Origin of the sequence: Streptomyces niveus, assembly GCF_001723055.1 — a bacterium.
GTDB classification, from domain to species: domain Bacteria; phylum Actinomycetota; class Actinomycetes; order Streptomycetales; family Streptomycetaceae; genus Streptomyces; species Streptomyces niveus.
This window is the reverse complement of sequence record NZ_MDCR01000084.1, coordinates 26,667-48,057: the sequence shown is the minus strand read 5'-3', so window position 1 is coordinate 48,057 and position 21,391 is coordinate 26,667. Positions and strand designations below refer to the sequence as shown.

General features: G+C 71.7%; 17 protein-coding genes and 1 tRNA gene. 5 read left to right on the top strand and 13 right to left on the bottom strand.

The genetic code is table 11. The annotated features are described in order from the left end of the window. On the top strand, window positions 1-2,169 hold a 2,169-nt coding region (locus BHU15_RS12040; RefSeq protein ID WP_107422838.1), incomplete at its 5' end, for an FtsX-like permease family protein. Next, entirely contained in the window at window positions 2,166-3,137 is a 972-nt protein-coding gene (locus BHU15_RS12035) for an ABC transporter ATP-binding protein (protein ID WP_069627180.1), read from the top strand. The genes BHU15_RS12040 and BHU15_RS12035, both read left to right, overlap by 4 nt. Window positions 3,138-3,181: 44 nt before the next feature. Here BHU15_RS12035 and BHU15_RS12030 read toward each other — a convergent pair whose 3' ends face one another. The 7 genes from BHU15_RS12030 to BHU15_RS12000 all read right to left on the bottom strand — a co-directional run bounded on the left by BHU15_RS12030 (window position 3,182) and on the right by BHU15_RS12000 (window position 11,975). Further along, window positions 3,182-3,874: a DUF8010 domain-containing protein gene (locus tag BHU15_RS12030; RefSeq protein WP_069627179.1), complete on the bottom strand. Its 693-nt coding sequence runs from the start codon at window positions 3,872-3,874 to the stop codon at window positions 3,182-3,184. Beyond that, window positions 3,871-4,296 (bottom strand): acyl-CoA thioesterase, encoded by a 426-nt coding sequence (locus BHU15_RS12025; RefSeq protein ID WP_069627178.1) that lies wholly within the window; start codon window positions 4,294-4,296, stop codon window positions 3,871-3,873. Before BHU15_RS12025 ends, BHU15_RS12030 begins: the two co-directional genes overlap by 4 nt. A gap of 1 nt (window position 4,297) precedes the next feature. After that, the gene (ettA, locus tag BHU15_RS12020; protein ID WP_023541633.1) at window positions 4,298-5,962 is read right to left on the bottom strand and encodes an energy-dependent translational throttle protein EttA; all 1,665 of its coding nucleotides are present in this window, start codon (window positions 5,960-5,962) and stop codon (window positions 4,298-4,300) included. Window positions 5,963-6,147: 185 nt separating this feature from the next. Then, a complete protein-coding gene (locus BHU15_RS12015; RefSeq protein ID WP_069627177.1) occupies window positions 6,148-7,503 on the bottom strand; it encodes a Cys-Gln thioester bond-forming surface protein in 1,356 nt (451 codons plus the stop codon). A 315-nt stretch (window positions 7,504-7,818) separates the two neighbouring features. Then, complete coding sequence (locus BHU15_RS12010) at window positions 7,819-8,385, bottom strand: single-stranded DNA-binding protein (protein ID WP_079128085.1); 567 nt, start codon at window positions 8,383-8,385, stop codon at window positions 7,819-7,821. Window positions 8,386-8,553: 168 nt separating this feature from the next. Next, window positions 8,554-10,359 (bottom strand): YfjP family GTPase, encoded by a 1,806-nt coding sequence (locus tag BHU15_RS12005; protein WP_069627188.1) that lies wholly within the window; start codon window positions 10,357-10,359, stop codon window positions 8,554-8,556. Window positions 10,360-10,382: 23 nt separating this feature from the next. Further along, window positions 10,383-11,975, bottom strand: coding sequence for a dynamin family protein (locus tag BHU15_RS12000; RefSeq protein ID WP_069627187.1), 1,593 nt, complete (start codon window positions 11,973-11,975; stop codon window positions 10,383-10,385). 325 nt (window positions 11,976-12,300) lie between these two features. On the opposite strand from BHU15_RS12000, the gene BHU15_RS11995 reads away from it, so the two are divergent. Both BHU15_RS11995 and BHU15_RS40090 read left to right on the top strand, forming a co-directional pair. Beyond that, window positions 12,301-12,373, top strand: a tRNA-Arg gene (locus tag BHU15_RS11995). A 117-nt stretch (window positions 12,374-12,490) separates the two neighbouring features. Next, window positions 12,491-12,655: a hypothetical protein gene (locus tag BHU15_RS40090; protein WP_167756204.1), complete on the top strand. Its 165-nt coding sequence runs from the start codon at window positions 12,491-12,493 to the stop codon at window positions 12,653-12,655. Window positions 12,656-12,679: 24 nt separating this feature from the next. Here BHU15_RS40090 and BHU15_RS11990 read toward each other — a convergent pair whose 3' ends face one another. Next, a complete protein-coding gene (locus tag BHU15_RS11990; protein ID WP_069627176.1) occupies window positions 12,680-13,951 on the bottom strand; it encodes an MFS transporter in 1,272 nt (423 codons plus the stop codon). Window positions 13,952-14,133: 182 nt separating this feature from the next. Continuing rightward, entirely contained in the window at window positions 14,134-14,934 is an 801-nt protein-coding gene (locus tag BHU15_RS11985) for an APH(3'') family aminoglycoside O-phosphotransferase (RefSeq protein ID WP_069627186.1), read from the bottom strand. Window positions 14,935-15,237: 303 nt separating this feature from the next. On the opposite strand from BHU15_RS11985, the gene BHU15_RS11980 reads away from it, so the two are divergent. Next, window positions 15,238-16,434, top strand: coding sequence for a monodechloroaminopyrrolnitrin synthase PrnB family protein (locus BHU15_RS11980; RefSeq protein WP_171908358.1), 1,197 nt, complete (start codon window positions 15,238-15,240; stop codon window positions 16,432-16,434). Between the two features lie 12 nt (window positions 16,435-16,446). On the opposite strand, the gene BHU15_RS11975 is transcribed toward BHU15_RS11980, so the two are convergent. The 4 genes from BHU15_RS11975 to BHU15_RS11960 all read right to left on the bottom strand — a co-directional run bounded on the left by BHU15_RS11975 (window position 16,447) and on the right by BHU15_RS11960 (window position 21,386). Then, window positions 16,447-16,980, bottom strand: coding sequence for a DUF6630 family protein (locus BHU15_RS11975; protein ID WP_069627174.1), 534 nt, complete (start codon window positions 16,978-16,980; stop codon window positions 16,447-16,449). 79 nt (window positions 16,981-17,059) lie between these two features. Beyond that, window positions 17,060-18,637: an MFS transporter gene (locus BHU15_RS11970; protein WP_069627173.1), complete on the bottom strand. Its 1,578-nt coding sequence runs from the start codon at window positions 18,635-18,637 to the stop codon at window positions 17,060-17,062. Window positions 18,638-18,860: 223 nt separating this feature from the next. Further along, window positions 18,861-20,105 carry a DUF4032 domain-containing protein gene (locus BHU15_RS11965; protein WP_069627172.1) on the bottom strand — a complete coding sequence of 415 codons (1,245 nt, stop codon included), beginning with the start codon at window positions 20,103-20,105 and terminating at the stop codon, window positions 18,861-18,863. A gap of 39 nt (window positions 20,106-20,144) precedes the next feature. Then, window positions 20,145-21,386 (bottom strand): damage-control phosphatase ARMT1 family protein, encoded by a 1,242-nt coding sequence (locus tag BHU15_RS11960; protein WP_069627171.1) that lies wholly within the window; start codon window positions 21,384-21,386, stop codon window positions 20,145-20,147. Window positions 21,387-21,391: the final 5 nt, after the last annotated feature.

The window sequence follows — 21,391 nt, the reverse complement described above, 5'->3', positions numbered from 1 at the left end:
GCCGTCGAGCCCACCCTCGGCTCCCCCGCCCTCGTCACCAAACCGTCCAGGGAACTGCCGCCTCCCCGCTACTGGCGTGCCTCCCTGTTGCTGGCGCCCGACGCCGCGCCCGCCCTGCTCGGCACCACCGGTGAGCCGCAGGTGTACTGGCGGATCGCCCCGGACGCCGGGGCGCTCACCGCGCGCGACGCGCCTCAGCTCGCCTCGCGCATCGCCTCCTTGGAGAACGGCCCCGAGCTGACCCGGCTGCGCGCGCCTGCCGTCGTCGGGCCGTCCGCCGTGGTGGCGACGGGACTTGACGAGATCGTGGCCGCGCACCGCTCGATGCGGTCGGCCATCGCCCCGGTCGTCACCGTCGCCGCGCTGGGGATCGGGGCCGTGGCCGCCGTCGTGTTGGTGATGGCGGGCAGTCTGCTCGCCGTACGGCGGCAGGCCGAACTCGCCCTGCTGCGCTCGCGCGGCGGATCGCTGCGCGCGATCGGCGGCCGGCTCCTGGCCGAAACGGCGGTGATCGCCGTGCCGGCGACGGCCGTCGGTCTGCTGCTGGCCGTGCTGACCGTTCCGGAGGCGCGGCTGCTGCCCGCCGTCGCCGCCGCGGGCTGCGCGGGTCTGCTGGCGTGCGCGGCGCTGCCGGTCCGGGCCGTCGTACGGCACCGCAGGCCACGGCCGCACGGGGGCCGCGAGGATCTCGTACGGGCCAGGCCGTCGCGGCGCCGCACCATCGCCGAACTGACCCTGCTGGCGCTGGCGATCGGCGCGGTCCTCGCGCTGCGGCGGCGCGGCACGGGCGGATCGGCCGGATCGGGCGCGGTCGACGACGTGGACTATCTGGTCAGCTCCGCGCCGATCCTGGTGGGGCTGATCGCGGCGCTCGTTCTCGTACGGCTGTATCCGCTGCCGCTGCGTTTCGCGGGCCGCCCGGCGGGCCGGCTGCGCGGCGCCGTCGGTTTCCTGTCGCTTGCCCGCGCGGGCCGCGCTTCGTCGTCGGGCGCGCTGCCGCTGCTCGCACTGCTCATCGCGCTGACGACCGCCGCCTTCGGTGGCTCCGTGCTCGCGGGGATCGACGGCGCCCGGGAGCGGGCCGCCGTGCTCGCGACCGGCGCCGACGCCCGGATCAGCGTCGTCGGCTCGTCGCCGGTGCTGCCCGACGGGCTGGCCGCGGCCGTACGGGGCGGCGCCGGGGTCGGGGAAGTGACCGCTATCCGGGTCGAGTACGGCGTCCCGCTCCCGTCCGATGCCAAGGGGTTCAGGACGGCGCTCGGCGTGACCATGATCGGCGTGGAGCCGAAGGCGTACGCGCGCCTCGCCCGGCAGACCGGGCTCGGGGAGTTCCCGGCCGACGCGCTGAAGTCCGTGGGCGGGGGAGGCGTACGCGACGGCGGGTCGGACGCGGGCCGGGTGCTGCCCGCGATAGCCTCGCCCGCCGTCGCCGAGCGGCTCGGCGACCAGCCGCGTGACATCCAGTCGGCGGCCGGGGACTTCAAGGTGCGGGTGGCGGAGATACGCGCCAACACCCCGGGGGCGCCCGGCGGCGACTACCTGCTGGTGAACGCCGCCGACCTGACGCAGCGGGCGCCGACCACCCTGCTGGTCACGGGCGGCGGCCTGGACGGCGACGCGCTGCGTCGGGCGGTCGCGGACTTCGGCGCGGAGAGCGGCGACGAACTGACCGTGAAGTTGCGGAGCGACGAGCGCAAGGCGTTCGTCAACACGCCCATGCAGGAGGGCGCCGAGCGGATCTACGCGGCGGCGATCGCGGCGGGCGCGGGCTACGCCCTGCTGGCGTTGCTGCTCTCGCTGTCGCAGACGGCCCCCGAACGCCTCACGTTGCTGGCGCGGCTGCGCACCATGGGCCTCACCAGACGCCAGGGACGCCAACTCCTGGGCCTGGAGGTCCTTCCGCAGGCGCTGCTCGCGGCGGTGGGCGGGGCGTTCGTCGGCTGGGCGACCATCGTGCTGCTCGCACCGGGGGTGGACCTGGTACGGCTGGCGCTGACGGCGACGTCGGACGTGACACTGGACGGGGCGCCGCTCCGGGCCGATCCCTGGTCGCTGGTGCTGCCGGCCGTGGGGGTGCTGGCGCTCGCCGCGGCGGTGTCGGTCGTGCAGGCGTGGTGGGCGGGACGGCAGGGATCGATCAACGAACTCAGGGCAGGAGACAGCCGATGACATCGTCGACGGGGTCCCCGGTGACGCTGGAGCAGTTGGAACGGCGCGCGGGCACCCACCGCGACCGGCCCTCGTACGGGCACGACGCGCTCATCGCGTGCGACCGGCTGGTACGGATCTTCACCGCCGACGGGGTGGAGGTGCAGGCCCTCCAGGGGCTCGATCTGCTGGTGGCCGAGGGCGAGTTGATGGCTCTCGTGGGGGCGTCAGGCAGCGGCAAGTCGACGCTGATGAACATCCTGGCGGGCCTGGACGTCCCGACGGCGGGCGCGGCGAAGGTCGCGGGCCGCGATCTGCTGGCCATGGACGCGAAGGCGCGGCTGCGCTACCGGCGTGAGGCGGTGGGCTTCGTCTGGCAGGAGACCGGCCGGAATCTGCTCCCGTACATGACGGCCGGTCAGAACGTCTCCCTGCCGATGCAGTTGAGCGGGTCGGGCGGCCGGGGCCGGCGGGCCGAGCGCGCCGCGCGGGCGCGGTCGCTGCTGACGATGCTGGACGTCGCGGACTGCCGCGACCGGCGCCCCCATCAGATGTCCGGCGGCCAGCAGCAGCGCGTGGCGATCGCCGTCGCCCTCGCCAACTCGCCCTCCGTGCTGCTGGCCGACGAGCCGACGGGCGAGCTGGACTCGGCGACGGGCGAGCAGGTGTTCTCCGCGTTCCGGCGCGCGAACGAGGAACTGGGCACGACGATCGTGATCGTCACCCACGACCAGGAGGTCGCGTCGGAGGTCCGCCGCACGGTGGCGATCCGCGACGGCCGCACGTCCTCGGAGGTCCTGCGCCGCACGGAGGTCGACGCGACGACGGGCCAGGAGTCGGTGGTGGCCCGCGAATACGCGATGCTCGACCGCGCGGGCCGCCTCCAGCTCCCGGCGGAGTACACGAAGGCGCTGGGCATGGAACACCGGGTGATGCTGGAACTGGAACAGGACCACATCGGGGTCTGGCCGGACACCCCGGACGAGTGACGGGCCGGGCCGGGCGGACCGGGGCCGCGCCCGGCCGGATGCGCTCAGGTCGGGGTCACCGTGAGGGACGTGATGCCGGGTGTGCCGGCCGCGCGGACCGCGATCGAGCCGTACGGGGTGCTCAGGCGTAGCCACGTACCCGTTCTGAGCAGGGCCACCGGTGCGTTCTCCGGCATCGGGCGCAGGAAGCCCACCGACTGCGCCGCGTGGACCGCGCGCAGGGGCAGGGGGGTGTCGGCGACCGGGCGGGACCAGATCTCGCGGCCGATCCTGTCCCGTTCGGCGCGGTCGCGGTGCGCCGCGGGCAACGCCTCGTCGCGGGTGCGGAATTCGGCGACCGCCTCGGCGATCTCCTCGCGCAGCCGGGCTGGGCCCGGCAGGCCGGGGACCCGCTGCCAGCCGCCGCGTGGCGGGAGCACCCCCGTCCACGGGGGGCCCGTCACGGCGGCGGGCAGCGCGAAGCCGCCCGTCAACTCGTCGATCGCTTCGAGGAGTTCACCGGCCGACACGGTGACATCCAGCTCCGCCGACGACGAACCCGCACGCAGCCGCGCCGTACGGATCGCCAGGACCTCGAACGCCGGGGGCCGCCCGAACACCGCCACGGCCCCGTCGCCCACCTGGAGGCGTACCGCCGCCGCCCGGTCGTAGCGGATCAGCCGGCCGAGGAAGGCGGCGAGATCCGCCGCCTCCGCCGTGTCGGCGAGCCGCAGGGCCCGTACGGTCGTCGCCGTCATGCCGCGAGAGCCTCCGCGTCGTCCAGGTACGCGAGGAGGAAGGACTTCTCCTCCGCCGTGATCCGCCGTGGCCGGCCGGCCTTGAGGTCGTACGGCACGATGATCGTCGAAGCCCGTACGTACACCTGGTCCTCGTCCTTGATCTCGTACGCGATCGTGAGCGCCGCCGCCCCGATCTTCGTCACCCACAGCTCCACGTCCACCGGCTCGTGCCGGTGGACCAGCGGCAGCTTGTAGTCGATCTCGTGGCGGGCCACGACGGACCCGCCCGAGAAGGACGGCGAGTCGGTCCCCGGCGCGAGCCGGAACATGAAGTCGATACGCGCTTCCTCCAGATAGCGGATGAAGACGACGTTGTTGACGTGCCCGAAGGCGTCCATGTCCGACCAGCGCATGGGGCAGCTGTAGAGGTGGCGAGCCATGTCAGCCTCGCGTCAGCTTCTTGTACGTGGCGCGGTGCGGCCGGGACGCCTCGGCGCCGAGCCGCTCCACCTTGTTCTTCTCGTACGCCTCGAAGTTGCCCTCGAACCAGAACCACCTGGACTCGCCCTCGTACGCCAGGATGTGCGTGGCGACGCGGTCGAGGAACCAGCGGTCGTGAGAGATGATCACGGCCGCGCCGGAGAACTCCAGCAGCGCGTTCTCCAGCGACGACAGGGTCTCGACGTCGAGGTCGTTGGTCGGTTCGTCGAGGAGCAGCAGGTTGCCGCCCTGCTTGAGCGTCAGCGCCAGGTTGAGGCGGTTGCGCTCACCGCCGGAGAGGACTCCGGCCGGCTTCTGCTGGTCCGGGCCCTTGAAGCCGAACGCGGAGACGTACGCGCGCGAGGGCATCTCGACATGACCGACGTTGATGTAGTCCAGCTCGTCGGAGACGACGGCCCACAGCGTCTTCTTCGGGTCGATGCTGCCACGGTTCTGGTCGACGTAGCTGATGTTGACGGTGTCGCCGACCTTGATGCTGCCGGAGTCCGGCTCCTCAAGACCCTGGATCATCTTGAAGAGCGTCGTCTTGCCGGCGCCGTTCGGGCCGATGACCCCGACGATGCCGTTACGCGGCAGCGTGAAGGAGAGGTCGTCGATGAGGACCTTCTCGCCGAACGCCTTGCTCAGGTTCTGGACCTCGACCACGACGTTGCCCAGCCGCGGGCCCGGCGGGATCTGGATCTCCTCGAAGTCCAGCTTCCGCATCTTGTCCGCCTCGGCGGCCATCTCCTCGTAACGGGCCAGCCTGGCCTTGGACTTGGCCTGGCGCCCCTTCGCGTTGGAGCGGACCCACTCAAGCTCTTCCTTGAGCCGCTTGGCGCGCTTGGCGTCCTTCTGGCCCTCGACCTTGAGGCGTGCCTGCTTGGTCTCCAGGTACTTGGAGTAGTTGCCCTCGTAGCCGTGCAGCCGGCCGCGGTCGACCTCGCAGATCCAGCCGGCGACGTTGTCCAGGAAGTACCGGTCGTGGGTGACGGCGACGACGGCACCGGGGTACTTCGCGAGGTGCTGCTCCAGCCACTGCACGGACTCGGCGTCCAGGTGGTTGGTGGGCTCGTCCAGCAGCAGCAGGTCGGGCGCTTCCAGCAGCAGCTTGCAGAGCGCGACACGGCGGCGCTCGCCACCGGACAGGTTGGTGACCGCCCAGTCGCCGGGCGGGCAGCCCAGCGCGTCCATGGCCTGCTCCAGCTGGGTGTCCAGGTCCCACGCGTTGGCGTGGTCCAGGTCTTCCTGGAGCTTGCCCATCTCGTCCATCAGGGCGTCGGAGTAGTCGGTCGCCATCAGCTCGGCGACCTCGTTGAACCTCTTCAGCTTGCCCATGGTCTCGGCGGCGCCGTCCTGGACGTTCTCCAGAACCGTCTTGGTCTCGTCCAGGGGCGGCTCCTGGAGGAGCATCCCGACCGAGTACCCGGGTGTCAGGAAGGCCTCACCGTTGGACGGCTGCTCAAGCCCGGCCATGATCTTCAGCACGGTGGACTTACCGGCGCCGTTCGGGCCGACCACACCGATCTTCGCGCCGGGCAGGAAGCTCTGCGTCACGTCATCGAGGATGACCTTGTCGCCGTGCGCCTTGCGCGTCTTGCGCATCGTGTAGATGTACTCAGCCAAGAGAAACCGTCCGGCAGATCGAGAAGGGCCAATGTGCGGCTCCACCGCGTGAGGGCAGATGGAACCATCTTGCCGCACGTCCCTCCCTGGGGAGAAACCGGTTGTCCAGGCCTCGGACTCACCGTCCGGGCCCGCGGTCCGCGCGGGCCCGGACGGTGTGCCGGTCAGAGGCCGTGAGGGGCCGGTCAGTCCTCGGTGGAGGGGTCGCTCTTCTTACGGAAGAAGAAGACCGCCGCGCCGCCTATCAGGACCAGGCCGATCGCGACGCCGCCGATGATCGGCGTGGCGTTGGAGGTGCCCGTCTCGGCCAGGTCGAGACCGTCCGTGCCCGCGCCGCCCCCGGCCGTGGCCGGGGCCAGCTGGGTGCTGGTCTCGTCGACGGGCGCCGGGCCGGGGTTGCCGGTCGTCCGGCAGTCGAGGACGCCCTGGAAGCTCTTGGTGAGCCCACCGGGGCCGGTGATCGTGAAGTCGTACGCCTGGTCCTCGGCCACCGGCACCGTGACCGTCCTGGACTTACCGGCCTCGACCGCGTACCCCTCCCCGGCGAGGGTGAAGGAGAACGGCTCGTCACCCGTGTTGGCCGCGGTGACGTCCACACCGCCCTTCGCGCAGTTCTTCTCGGCGGTGATCGCCGGTATCGCGCCCTGAGCCGCCCAGGTGGCGGTGGCCGCCGCCGAGACCGTGGACTCGCTGGAACCGGCCAGGATCTGCGTCTGGCTCTTGGTGACCCCGGCGAACGCCCTGCCCACCGGCACCGACGTGGTCGCCTGGACGCTCAGTGCGGCCGTGCCGTCGGCCGCGTCCTCGGGGACGTCGAAGTAGAGCCGCGTGCCGTCGGCGGCCTCGGTGACGGGCTTGCCGTCCTTGTCGGTGATCTCGATGCCCATCGCGGCGGCGTCGGCGGGCGGGGACACCGCGACACTGTCCGCGTCGGTACGGACGGTGACCGGCCCGATGCGCTCGCCGCTGCGGCCGGAGACCGCGCCGGGCTCCAGGGTGAGCGACGCCTTCGGCTCACCGACATGGTCGGCCCCGCGCTCCAGCCAGTCGGCCAGCTTCTCGGCCTGCGGGTCCACGGCGTCGACGTCCGCGTTGTCGGAGTGGCGCCAGATGGCGACCTGCGTACCGGCGGCGGCGGTCTGCGCGGTGAGCGGCCCGGTGCCCGCGTCCTCGGCGAGCGCGGCGAGGTCGTCCACCTGGGGGTAGGAGTTCTGCAGGATCCAGCGGATCTTCCCGGCGTTCTTGTTCGCGCCGAGCGAGGTCTGCGCCCAGGGGGTCTCCAGATACTTGGCCTGGTCCTGGGTGGGGTTGTGGATGTCGATGCAGTACGTCTTGAGCTTGCCGCCGCCGTCGACGGTCATCTCGAAGAGCCCGGCGGGCAGTTCGCGCTTCTCGCCGTCGGTGGTGAGCACGGCCTTGTCGTACGTCATGAGGCCGTCGAGCGTGGCGGCGGCGCCGCCCCGGTGCTGGAGCGCGTCGTCGGCCACGGCCGCACCCGCGCCGGCGAGGGTGCCCGCCACGACAAGACCGGATACGGCCATCGAGGCGGCGAGACGGGCGGCGCCCCGCCTGCGGGCGGTCGAAGCGGTTGGAGCGGTTGGAGCGGTTGGAGCGAAGAACTCAGACAGCGCAGACAACACAGATTTATCCCTCCGGGCGAGGTCCTCCGCTATGGGACGCGTGGGGGGATTGCCTCGCCAGCAGACTCAAGTGCCCCATGAGTACTCGGGAATCCTATGGATGGAGGAGACCGCCGATGCCCGTTCGTGCGGTCCGATAACCGTTCCGAATCGGAATCGTTACCGCTCACACCTTCGAAGTCGTTCGACTATCGACAAATCTCCACAACTCCCCGGTCAGAGCGGTCCGGTCGGTACGCCGGCCGCCCCGACCGGCGCCGCCGACTCGTCCTGTTCGGACAGCCACGGTTGCGTATGCACCGGTTTGCCGACCGAACCCGGGCCGGGGCCGGATCCCGAGCCGGAGCCGTTGCCGGCGGTGGCGGCGTTCGCGGCCGAGGCCGCCGCCGACATGTCCACCGGACGCTCCGTCAGCGCCGTGTTCGCCCGCGCCACCCGCTTGAACGCGGAGGTCCCCCACGTCAGATCGTGACCGATCGACACCGCGTCGATGTCCACGAATGTCCTGCGCTGCCCGTCGAGCGTCTCGTCCCGCACCCGCAGCCTGCCGTGCACGACGAGCGGGTCACCGACATTGACCGACGCGGTGAGATTCGCCCCCAGACTCCGCCACGCGCAGACGGTGTAGAAACTCGTACTCCCGTCCGTCCAGGCCGAATTCCGGCGGTCCCAGCGGCGCGGCGTCACCGCGAACCTGAACCGCGCCACCCCGCCCGTCGGTGTTTCCCGGTAGTCCACCCCCGTCGCCGCGTTTCCCACCAGCGTCACCACGGTGTCGTTCATGTCAGCCCCCCGCTTCCCCGATTCCCGGCCCCGTCGACCGATCACCACTCCATGCTGAACCCGGAGCGAAATCCCTGCCGGCGCCTGTGGATTACCCGCCGGTTGTGGATAACTCCGTCACCCGTTCGTGATCAACGCCCCCAACAACCCGAGCCACCCCGCCCGGAGCTACCGCGTGAGGCCCGACACCGTCGAGTACTGCTCCCGCACCTCCCGGTACCGCATCAGCTCCGCCGCGATCGGATCGAGCACCTTGGCCCGCCCGCACCCGGCCGCCGCCTCCCGCAACCGCCGCTCGGCGTCCTGCCCGTACCGCCTCGCCGGTCCCCGCGCCGCCGCCGCGCACGCCCACTCCACCAGCGGCCCGCCCACGATCCCGGCCAGCATCACCAGCACGGGCGGGATGATGCCGGGCGGGAGGACACCGATGATCTGGCCGACCAGCCACAGCCCGCCGTAGATCTGAAGCAGGGTCATGGACGCCTGCGCGAGGACCGCCGCCGGCCACCACGCGGGGCGCGCGGGGCGTCCGCTCGGCGGCCCCGCCGTCACGGCCAGCTCGTCCAGGGCTTCCGGCAGCCCGACGGCGCCGCGTACCGCCGCCTCGCGCACCGCCTGCGCCCAGGGCCTCGGCAGCCCGGCCGCCGCCTCCTCCGAGACCGTACGCACGGCCTGCTCGACCCGCTGCCTGGCGGTGAGTTCGTCCTCGACGATCACCTCGGCGGGCTGCGGGGCGCCGCCGGGCGTGCGGGTGCGCTCGTACCAGCGCCACAGCCGCAGCCACGGCGTCCCGCACGCGCGCCCCGCGTTCCTGCGCCACTCACGCTCCGCCGCCTCACCGGTGGCCACCGCGCCGACCGCCCACGCGAGCCGTTCCGCGAACTCCTCGCGGGAGCGCTCGCCGAGGCCCGTGCGCCCGTCGGCGACGTACACCGAGCGCAGCCGCCGCGCAGCCGCGTCCACGTCTGCCGACAGCCGCCGGGCGGCGGCGTCGCGTTCCTGCACGAACCGGCCGACCAGCTCCCGCAGTTCGCCCACGCCCTGACCCGTGAGCGCGGAGATCGGCAGCACCGTGGCTCCCGGTTCGCCGTGCTCGCCGAGTGCCATGCCGTCCTCGTCCAGCAGTCTGCGCAGATCGTCCAGGACCTGGTCGGCGGCCTCACCGGGCAGCCGGTCGATCTGGTTCAGCACGACGAAGGTGATCTCCGCGTGGCCGGCGAGCGGGCGCAGATAGCGCTCGTGGAGCGCGGCGTCGGCGTACTTCTCCGGGTCGACCACCCAGATGACCGCGTCGACCAGGGCCAGTACGCGGTCGACCTGGTCCCGGTGCGCCACGACGGCGGAGTCGTGGTCGGGCAGGTCGATCAGGACGAGCCCCTTCAGCTCCTCGTCCCCGTCGCCGCCCGCGAGCGGCCTGCGGCGCAGCCTCCCCGGGATGGCGAGCCGGTCGAGCAGCCCGGCGGCGCCCTCGGACCAGACGCAGGCGATGGGCGCGGAGGTGGTCGGCCTGCGCAGCCCCGTCTCCGAGATCGGCACTTCCGCCAGGGCGTTGAACAGGGTCGACTTGCCGCTGCCGGTGGCACCCGCGATGGCCACCACGGTGTGCCGTGACGAGAGCCGCTGCCGGGTGGACGCCTCGTCCAGCACGCGTCCGGCCTCGGCGAGAGTCGTCCCGTCGATCCGGGTCCGCGACAGCCCCACCAACTCGCGCAGGGCGTCGAGCCGTACGCGCAGCGGTCCTTCGTAGGCGCCGCCGATGGGCTGGTGGGCGTCGGCCGGGGCCGTGCCGTCGTCCCCGTCGATCGCCGCCACGCCGACGGTGACGCCCGGGGCGCCGGCGCCCTTGCGCCCGGCGGCGTGCCGGGCGATCAGCCCGTCGTCCCAGCGCCGCCCCGCACCGTCCGCGTCCGTGTCCACCACTCCCGTGGAGCGCCGCGGCCCGGTCTCGCCGGGCTCGTCCGTCAACGTCGTCATGTCCGTCGCGTCCGCCATCTCGGTCACATCTCCTTCTGAAGTACGGACAGCGCGGCGATGAGTTCCGCCTGAGGCTCCGGCGCCACGTCGAGCGCGTCCAGGGGGGCCAGCCGCCGGTCCCGCTCGAAGTGCAGTACGTCGTCGATGTACGTCGCCACCAGGTCGCCGCCCTTGTCGCGCAGCCGCAGCGCGCCCTGCGCCCCGATCCGCTCGGCGAGCCGTTCCCCCGCGACCCGGGTGCGATGTCCGCCCAGCAGGGCGGCGGCCAGGAGCGCGGCGACCGTCTCGGGGTCGGGCGCAGCGTTGCGTTCGAGGAGCCGTACCTCCTCCTCGGCCATTTCCTCCACGACCCGCCGCCAGCGCCGTACGGCCATCCCGATGCGCTCGGAGACCTCCCGGTCGGGCCCCGGTGTCAGGACGGCCGCCGACGCGGGCTCGCGCCGCCATGCCTCGGTGACCCGCTCGTCGGCGGCGGCGACGGCGCACTGGAGCAGCGCGGCCAGGCTCTCGACCAGCGAGTCGAGCAGTTCGCGCGCCGAGCTGTCCCTCGGATGGCCGCGCCAGCGGGTCCGCGCGTCCCCGGCCAGCACGGCACCGGCCTTGACCCGCCCGCGTACCCGCTCACGCTCGGCGGCGTACGCCTCCTCGACGGCGCCCGTGAGACGTACGGCGGCGGCGTACTGCGCGGCGACGGCGCCCGCGAGTTCCGGCATCCGTACGTTGAGCGAGCCGATGACGCCCGCCGCCGTACGGACGACGGCCTGCTGGCGGGCCGCGGGGTCCCGCACCCGGTGCGTCAGCCAGTCGAGCAGCGGCGCGACGGCGGTGGTGGGCAGCAGTCCGCTGCCACCGCCCGCCGACTCGGGCAGTTCGGGGATGGTGAAGCGGGGTACGTCGCCCAGGCCGGCCTTGGTGAGCAGCGCCGCGTACTGACGTGACACCTCGTCAATCACCTGGTGCGGCACCCGGTCCAGGACGGTCACGAGCGAGGCGTCGTACTCCTTCGCCGTACGGAGCAGATGCCAGGGCACCGCGTCGGCGTAGCGGGACGCGGTGGTGACCATCACCCACACGTCGGCCGCGCAGATCAACTCGGCGGCGAGGACACGGTTCCTGACGACGAGCGAGTCGATGTCGGGCGCGTCCAGCAGCGCGAGGCCGCGGGGCAGTGCCACGGCGGTGTCGATGCGCAACGCGTGCTCGTCGTCCCCGCTCCAGGCCCCGGCCCCGCCGTCCTCCTCCTGCTGGGTCAGCCAGACGCGCGTCAGCTGCGGGAGGACCCGTACGCCGTCGAACCAGTGGCAGTCGTCGGGGTGGCACACCAGTACGGGTGTACGGGTGGTGGGGCGCAGCACGCCCGCTTCGCTGACCCGCCGCCCCACAAGGGAGTTGACGAGCGTCGACTTCCCGGCACCGGTGGATCCGCCGACCACGGCGAGCAGTGGTGCTTCGGGGTCCCGGAGCCTCGGCACCAGATAGTCGTCGAGCTGCGCGAGGAGCTCCTCCCTGGTCTGGCGGGCACGCGGGGCCCCGTCGAGAGGGAGTGGAAGACGCACAGCGGCGACACGGTCGCGCAGCGCGGAAAGTGCGTCGATCAGCTGAGGCCGTACGTCCAAGGTCACCACATGCGAAGAATGCCCAATTTTGGAGCCTTTTTGAAGCGTATAGACATCTCCTGCGCGCCGGTCAGGCGCGGGGGACAGACGGGACGAGTGGGGCACAGGCATAACGAGTGCACAACACCCGTAGCTTCAGGCGTGAAAAGCACTGCGGGAATCGCACCTGCCTGCGATTATCGGTTCGCTTCACCGAACCTCCACATCGTGCCACGCAGGTGAAGCAACCGGGCCAGGGCGAACGGAGCTCTATCCTTGTCCCGGCACAGGTCACGGACCGCACGGACTGCCCCTCGGCACTCCGGGCGACCGAGGCCACATTTCGGCCCCCGTAGCTCAGTGGATAGAGCAGGCGCCTTCTAAGCGCTTGGCCGCAGGTTCGAGTCCTGCCGGGGGCGCACGCAGCCCTCACCCGCGAGAACGCCGGTGAGGGTTTTCTTCTGTCCCGATGCCCTGATGCCCCGATGCCCTGATGCCCTGACGGACACTCCGGCCGGCCCAACGGAAGGTCAACGATGAGCGCACCCACCCGGGCGCTGCTGGTAAGCACCCTCGCCGGCCTAGCCGCGGTCGCGGCCGTCACCATGACGGCCGGCGCCCCGTCTTGGCTGTGGCCCGCGTGGGCGGCCCTCGCCGGGGCGACGCTCGTGGTCGCCGTGGCCGACAAGCGCCGCGACTGACAGCCGGCGCGCGCGAGGCCGCCGCTACGCGGTGCCGCCGGGTGCCGGCAGCTCCTTGCCCAGGCGGGCGAGTGGGGACAGCGCCATGAACACCGGGGACAGGAAGAGCCCGACCACGGTCAGCAGCAGGCTCGTTCGCGGGCCCCACCCCGTCGCCAGGAAGCCGCCCAGCAGCGAGCCGAGCGGGGTCAGTCCCATCCCGGCGAAGTTGAGGGTGGCGACGACCCGGCCCTGGATCGGCAGGGGCGTGATCGACTGGCGTACGGCCATCACCGTCACATCGACCAACTGGCTGAAGACGCCGAACAGGAAGTTGATCGCCATGAGGGCGGCGATCGTGAGGCCGCCGGAGCCGTACAGCGCGGGGACGAACAGCATCACGCCCTCGGCGAGCACCGCCGAGGACACCAGCACCACCCCGTGGCCGAGCCTCCTCGGCAGCCCGGCCGCCAGTACGGAGCCCACGACCGCCCCCGGCCCCATGGCCGCGAGGACCAGCCCCACGCCCGCGCCCGACAGTTGCAGGGTGCGGGGCAGGAAGAGCAGATAGACCGTCATCAGGGCCGCGAAGAAGAAATGGAACAGGGCCGAGGCGATGCCGACGGCCCGCAGGGAGGGGTCGCGGGCGACGAAGCGGAGTCCTTCGAGGATCTGCCGTCCCATCCGGGGCGCGGACCGCCCTCCGTACGGAGGCGTCGGTATCGCCTCGCGGTGACGTATGCGCCGGATCGAGAGGCTGGACACGGCGAAGAAGAACGCGCCCGTGACGACGGCGACCGGCGCCGAGAGGAGCGACACGAGCGCGCCGCCGAGCGCGGGGCCGCCGACCTGCGCTGCGGATCTGCTGCCCTCCAGCGCGCTGTTGCCCTGCGCCAACTGCTCGCGGTTCACCAGTCGTACGAGAGCGGCCTGATAGGCCACGTCGAAGAACACCGTGAGTACGCCGACGAGGAAGGCGAGGACGAGCAGCACCGGAATGCCGAGTACGCCGAGGAGGAACGCGACCGGGACGACGCCCAGGGCCACCGCCCGGCCGAGATCGGCGAGCACCATCACGTTGCGGGACCGCCAGCGGTCCACCCATACGCCGACGAAGAGCGAGAACAGCAGGATCGGTATCTGCTGGGCCGCGCGCAGGGCGCCGAGTTGGGCGGCGTCGGCGTTGAGCGCCACCAGGGCGAGGAGCGGCAGGGTGACCTGGCCGGCCTGCGCGCCGAACTGGGAGGCGGTCTGGCCGGCCCAGAGGCAGCGGAAGTCGTGATCGCGCCAGAGGCTCGGCGAAGGAGCGGAGGGCATGGGAGACCCCTTGAGTTGCCGGGAACGAAACCGCCGAAACAGGGCGGGGAAGGGTTCGCTGTGCCGCAGCTCGAAGGGCAGCACGCGATGACGGGTCGGTCTCGACCTACGACGTCAACGCGCGCTCGGGTGACCGGGCATCTCCACTCCTCCGGAACTTGTCGTGGGTGACATGGCTGGGCCTAACCCCAGGTGAGCGGGTCGAGATGGAGATAGAACATCTCGCGCTCCCGGTCCAGTTCGATGCCGTACCGCCCGGCGAACGCCTCGTCCGCCGCGGTCGCCTGCCGCTCGTCTGCCCACGTCTCACGGGAGTTGGCCAGGAGGAGGGCGATGTCGGCGTACGGGTCGGCCCGGCCGAGACGGCCCAGATCGATGAAGCCCGCCACGCTCGGTGTCTCCGGATCGAGAACGATGTTGGGCAGGCACAGATCCCCGTGACAGACGACGCTGTCGCCGCCCTCCTGGGCGAGCCGCTGTTCGAGCTGCGGTACGAGGCGCGCGAGCAGCTCGTCGGCGGGCGTCCGCTGCTGGTCCTCGGGCAGGAACTCCGGGTTGACCGCGCCCCGCGCGACGACGTCGCGGGCGGTGGCGAACATCAGCGAGAGATCGCGGCTGAACGGGCACCGCCGCGCGGGCAGGTCGTGCAAGTGCCGTACGGCGTCGGCGATCGGCTCCCAGGCGGCCAGGAGCTGGGGAGCCGTGACCCGGTCGGCGGGAATCCCCGCGACGGTGCTCGTCAGCAGACAGGCGGCGTCGGGCGTGACGCGCCAGTCGAGTACGCGCGGCCCCGGGACGCCCTGCCCGCTGAGCCAGTCGACCCGATCGCGCTCCTCCTCAAGGGAGTTCGCGGAGTCGGCGGGCACACACTTGGCGTACCGCGTGCCGTCCTCGGACCGAAAGACCGCCGCCTCGGACTCCCCGTCCGTGACGGGCTCCCAGCCGCCGCTGTCGTGTCCGGCCCGCAGCAGAGTTCGGTACATCGCATCGATCACACCGGTCACCCTAACCAGCGAGGCCCGCATCACACGCGGCGTTAAACGCGGACGGGTAGCACGCGCCCGTCCGGATCTGTGACGTCACCTCGGGCCGGCGGGGCGGGGCGAGATCGTCGTACGCGAGTTGGGCATCGCGCACCGGGGAGTTGAGTAGGCCACTCACCCCCGCGTCGGCCGCTGGACTTCTATTGGACCTCTATAGGAGATCGTCATTGGTCCTGGTGACCGGGCCGCCCGGAGGGTGGGATGAGGCGAGCGCGCCCTCTTTCGCATTGGAGCATCCGCACCGTGACCACTGCCGCTGACGAATTCGACCGGTGGATCAGGAACGACTTCGTCGCCCTCAACACCCTGCTGGAGGAGGCGCACTTCGCGGCCGAGGGCCGGATCCCGCGCGACCGGCCGGAACTCGCGGCCGCCAGGCGACGGATCGGCCGCGAGGGCGCCGAGCTGGTCGGGCGGATCACGGACAGCGGCGCACCGGACGCGCTGCCCACCAAGGACGACGAGCGGTACGAACTGCTGGGCTCGGTCGGGCTCTACCTCGGCGCCTGCCGCCGCCACGAGATCGAGGGTCCGCAGTCCGCCGCCTGGCCGCTGGCCCAGTTGCTGGCGTCGTCGCTCGGCGTCGTGCCGCGCTTCGTCTTCGCCCACCAGGCTCTGTACAACCGGGCGGTCGGGGACACCTTCCGTACGTTCACCAGCCTCGCGGACGAACGCGCCTTCATCCTCTACAACGGCCTGTCGGTGCTGGCGTACCAGCGCACGGCCGCCGCGCTGCGACGCGTCCCGGCGCTCGGGGTCTCCAGCCCGCTGACGGCGTATCTGCTGCGGGAGGCGCGGTCGGGGCTGGAGGACGTACTGGACCTGGGCAGGACGCTGAGCAAGACGCTCGACGTCGACCGGTTCTTCCTCAACATCAGGCCGTACTTCCAAGCGCATCGCGTCGGCGGCGTGGAGTACCGGGGTGCGAACGCGGGCGACTTCGCGGCGATCAACACGATCGACGTGCTGCTCGGCCTCTGTTCGCCGTACGACCCCTTCTACCAGGCCCTGTTGACGGAGAAGTACCCGTACATGCCGCCGGAGGACCAGGCCACGCTGCGGGCCACCGTGACGGCCGAGCCGCTGCTCGACGCCTTCGTCCGGGAGACCGAAGCGGGCCCTCTCACGCCCCAACTGCGTGACAACGCGGAGCTGTTCCTCGCCGTCTGCCGTCTGCACGGCGCCGCGTCGGCCTTCCACCACCACCGGCTCGTCGTCCCCTTCCTCCAGGCCCCGGCCACCCGTGCGCCGCAGGAGCAGGAGTCCGGGACGGCCGGCCTGACGACCAGCGGGCCGCCGCTCCATGTGGTCATGGGCACCCTGGCGCGCCTGGTCGACCTGAGAACCGCCCGGCAACGGCCGGGGACGGACGGCGGAGCCCGTCCCGCGCTCGACCGGCTGCGGCAGGCCCTGGACGACGCTCCCCCGGCCCGCCGCTAGGACGTGTGGGACCTAGACACCGAGGGGCCACACGGCGAAGCCCGCGCTCTTGGCGTGCGATATGAGTTCGTCCACCCGCCGGGGACTCAGACACGCCACCGGATAGCAGTCAGACTCGATGTCGAGGATCACCAGGGCGGTGCCGACCTCGCGGTAGTGCCGACCGCACGCCTGAAGGAAGTCATGGGTCGTCAGCTCCATCTCGCCGGCGTCGAACAGCACCCAGGGATCCACGGACGGACGTGAGGCCAGCCCGCCCATCCGCCACCGGATCTCGTCCGCGCCTTCCTTCCAGTCGAGCTCCGCGAGCAGCTTGTGGTCGTGCAGCGCGTCCACGAGGGCGATCCACGCGAGCCCCGGGAACGGCTCGTCGATGCCGCGGTCCTCCAGCCGGTCCGCGTGGTCGCGCACGTAACCCTCGGGGTCCGTGTGCGCGTGCCTCGTCTGTTCCGCGACGGTGGGCAGGCCGGGCGCCAGCAGCTCGGCCACGGCTGTCAGGGAGTCGAGGACTGCGCCGGCGGCGGGGCCGGGTCCGGGACCGGACATGGGTGTGCTCCTTCTGTGACCAGGGGTCATCGCGTTGATTTTCACCCTGCCACAGGGGTACGACAACGGGCCTTCGCCGCTAGGACTCCGCTGTGCCCGTGACCCGCGTCCCCGGGTGGAACAGCGAGCAGATGAAGGCCAGTCCGAGCGCGATGGCCATCCCGTAGAACACCCACCGGTTGGCCTCCGCGAAGTCCAGCCGGATCGCGTCCATCGAGTCGCGCATGGTCCGCGCGACCTCGCCCCCGCCGGAGGGCTGCCGGGTGTCGGCCTGCCCGGACACGGTCTCCGCGACGCTCCGGGCGGCGTCCCTCGCCTCACCGGCCGGTACGCCCTTCGACCGCAGGGTCTCGACGACGCGGTCGGTGGTGACATGGGTGAGTACGGTGCCGAACACCGCCAGGCCCACGCTCGCCGCGAAGTATCTGACGGTCTGGGTGATGCCGGTGACCTCTCCGTAGGAGGCGCCGATCGCCCGGTTGACCGCGTCGGTGGAGGCGGGCGAGAGCAGCAGACCGATCCCGGCGCCGGCCAACGCCACGTACGGCCACTGGTCGTGCATGGCGAGGTCCGTCAACTTCGAGGCCCACAGGGCGAATCCGACCGCCCCGATCGCGGTGCCGAGCGTCAGCGCGGGTTTGGCGCCCCGCCTGTCCAGGACGCGTCCGCCCCACTGCGACGCGATGGCGAAGCCCACGAAGAAGTACAGCAGGAAGAGCGCGGCCTGGTTCGGCGACGAGCCCAGCGAGACCTGCGCGTAGACCGAAGCGAAGAAGAACACCGGGACGAACGCGAGCATGGCGAAGAACAGCACAGCGCAGTCCACGGCGAACGCCCTGTCCCTGAAGACCTGGAGCTTGATGAGCGGGTCCCGGACACGGAGTTCGAAGCGGCAGAAGAAGACCAGGACGAGTACGCCACCGGCGATGCAGCCCCAGGTGGCCGCGCTGCCCCAGCCCCACGCGGACGCCTGCTGGAAGCCCAGCACGCTCAGCCCCATGCCGACGGCCACCAGCACGGCACCGGGCACGTCGAGCCGGTCGCGGCGCGAGGTGTTCTTGATGTGCGCCATGGCGGTCAGTACGAGGGCGATCACGGCGACCGGGACGTTGACCCAGAAGATCGCCCGCCAGGTCCAGCCGGTGAGCCAGCCGCCGAGCAGGGGGCCCACGGCGGTGAGGGCACCGGAGAGCCCGAAGAACAGCGCCAGTGCCCGGCCGCGCCGCTCGACCGGGAACACGGCGATGACCACGGCGAGCGCGGCGGGGAACATCAGGGCGGCGCCGAGGCCCTGGAAGGCCCGGAAGGTGATGAGCCAGCTCTGCGCGTAGCTCCCGGCCGGCACGCATCCGCACAGTACGGACGAGATCACGAAGACGAGGGTGCCGATCACCATGATCCGGCGGTGCCCCACGATGTCGGCCAGCCGCCCGCCGAGAGCGAAGAACGCGGCCAGCGTCAGCAGATAGGCGTTGATCACCCACTGCATCCCGGAGGACGAGAGCCCCAGCTCGTCGATGATGTCCGGCGCGGCGATGGAGACGATCGTCTGGTCGATGAACGTCATCGAGACGGCGAACAGCATGGCCGCGAGAGCCAGCGTCCGATTCGGCGCGCCGGCTCGGGAGGAATCGGAGGAATCGCCTCTTTCACTCATGGACCGGGATTTTCCCCTGTCCCCGCGACGACCTGCGGATCCGGCACGCGCCGATCACGGAGAGTGATTCGCAGGCAGGGGGCGGACACCGAACTCGCCCGTGGTCCACGCCACATGAAGTCGTATGTGTAACCGCCGGAGCGCCGGGCATTCGCACTCCAGGTCCCGCCGCGTTTCCCCCGTCGCGGCGGGGCCCTCAGCTACTGCCCGCCGACGCGCCCGGTCATGCCTCGTGGGCTCCCGTCCCGGCGATCGAGTCCGGCTCCGAGCACGGCGCTATGTGGGCGACGTAGTCCTCGATGGCCGCGTCCCGCCCCACGTCCTTCCCGGCCCTCTCGGACAGGTACCACCGGTGTTCCAGCACCTCGTGGTAGGTCTGCGCCGCGTCCGTCCGGCTGCGCAGCTCCAGCGGTACGGCCCGTACGGTCGGCCGGAACACATCACGCACCCAGCGGTGCGCCAGGACCTCGGGGCGGGCGCCCAGCGGGTCGCCAGGCGCGTAGTCGTCCTGGCCGGCCATCCAGCTCTCCAGGTCGTTGAGCAGCCGCCGTGCCTGGTTCTCCTCCGCGTCCAGGCCGGTCAGCCGGAGCAGTTGGCGCTGGTGGTGGCCCGCGTCGACCACCTTCGGCAGGAAGGTGACGGTGTCGCCCACCGGCGACCGCTCTATCTGCATCTCCGCGACGTCGAAACCCAGTTCGTTGAGACGGCGGATCCGGCGGTCGATGTAGTGGCCCTTGTCGACCGGGTAGACGGACTCCCGGGTCAGCTCGTGCCACAGGTCCTCGTAGCGCCGTACGATCGCCGCCCCGAACGGCACCGGGTCGACCGACGGGTGGAGCGAGCCGGAGGCTTCCAGGTCCATCAGCTCACCGGCGATGTTCACGCGTGCCAGCTCTATGTCGTAGTCGCGCTGCCCACGGCTGAGCGTGGGCTGGATCTGGCCGGTCTCGGCGTCCACCAGATACGCGGCGTAGGCGCCCGCGTCGCGCCGGAAGAGCGCGTTGGACAACGAGCAGTCGCCCCATGCGAAGCCCGTCAGATGCAACCTCACCAGGAGAACGGCGAGCGCGTCCATGAGGCGCTTCACCGTGCTGGGGCGCATGGTCGACTCGAACATCGAGCGGTACGGCAGCGAGCCCTTCAGGTGCCGGGTGATCAGCGCGGACTCCAGCGGCCTGCCGTCCGCGTCGACCCGCCCCGTCACCACCGCGACCGGGTCGACCGCCGGTATGCCCAGCCGGTGCAGGTCCCTGAGCAGCCCGAACTCGCGCACCGCCGGACGCTCGGCGATCTCCTTGACCGCCAGCACCTCGGAACCCGCTTCCGCGAAACGCACCACATGGCGTGAGATGCCGCGCGGCAGCGCCACCAGGCAGTCGTCGGGCCACTCTTCGAGCGGGAGACTCCAGGGCAGGTCGAGGAGCACGGCCGGCTGCTCCGGGTTGGTCGCGCTGATCTGGAGCGCCATGCGGCTCGCCTCCGACGTCTCTGCGTCTCTTCGTCGCTTCTAGGTCCTGACCTGTACGAGTCCGTGCGTCCCGCTCGTACGCCATGCCCGGCCCGTACCGTCGCCGGCCGCGTCTTCGAGCCGCGCCACGGTGCGCGGTTCCAGGCCGACGATCACATCGGACTTCAGGGTACGCAAGGCGGCCACCGGCCCCGGGAAGTGCGCCGTGAGCCCGGCGAACGACGTCGTCGGTGACCAGAGTCGATCACCCACGAGGCGGCGGTAGTTGAGGTCACCCTTCACGATCGTCAGGGCTGCGCCGTCGAACTGCCGCCGCAGCTCGTCGGGCATCTCGGCGTACGGGAACGGCGCGCAGAAGAACCCGTGCGCGCGTACGGCGAGCCGCCCGTCGCCCATCGCGGCCCAGAGCCGCCTCCCGGCCTCGCCGGCCTCGCCGGACGCCTGGGCGAGACGGCGTGCGCAGTCGACGACGTCGGTCATGGTGGCGTCGGAGACGTAGTACGGATACGGCTTCGCGTGCAGGACGACGTCGTCGGCGCGGCCCGATGCGAGGAGATGGTCGATGAGGACGAGGTCGGGGATCAGCTCGCGGCCGGAGTTGTCGGCGATGACGTGGACGGTCCGCGCGGCGCCGGGTGAGCCCCCGGTGGGCAGCAGCGACCACAGCACCTCGCTGTCGTCCGCGACGAGAGGCGGCGGGTCCTCACCGGAGCGCGCCTCCGTACTGCCGTCGCTGCCGTCGTCGGTGCCCCCGTCGGCCGTCCGCGAACCGACCGTGAAGCTCAGGTCCGCGCGGTTGCCCCAGAGCGAGCCCTGGAGGTACGCGGCGGCCCGCTCGGCGACGGGCCGCCGGGCCAGCACGTCGAGCGCCGCGAGTTCGTCGTCCACCAGAGACCCGCGCAGCTCCGCCCGCTTGAAGGGCGCGAACGGGTCGATGCCCTGCCAGGGGCCGGGCCCGAAGTAGCCGACGGCTTCGAGGAGCAGGCGGTAGAAGTAGCTCTCGGCCCAGAGGAACGGCACGTCGAACCACGACCGGCCGAAGTACTCCGCGCCCCACGCGTCCCACCGCTCACGGTCGTGCGCGTGCGGACCCAACGGTTCGATGACTCCTTCTGTGGAGGAGCGCAGCAACGCGTCGAGCGCCCGGTGCCGTTCCGGGGACCACGGGAAGGCGTCCCGTACCTGCTCGATGAGGGCGGGATGGCGCTCGGCCAGCACGCTCCGCGCGAACGAACCGGGCGCGCCGCACACGATCACGGGCGCGTCGTCCACTTCGGTCATGGCTT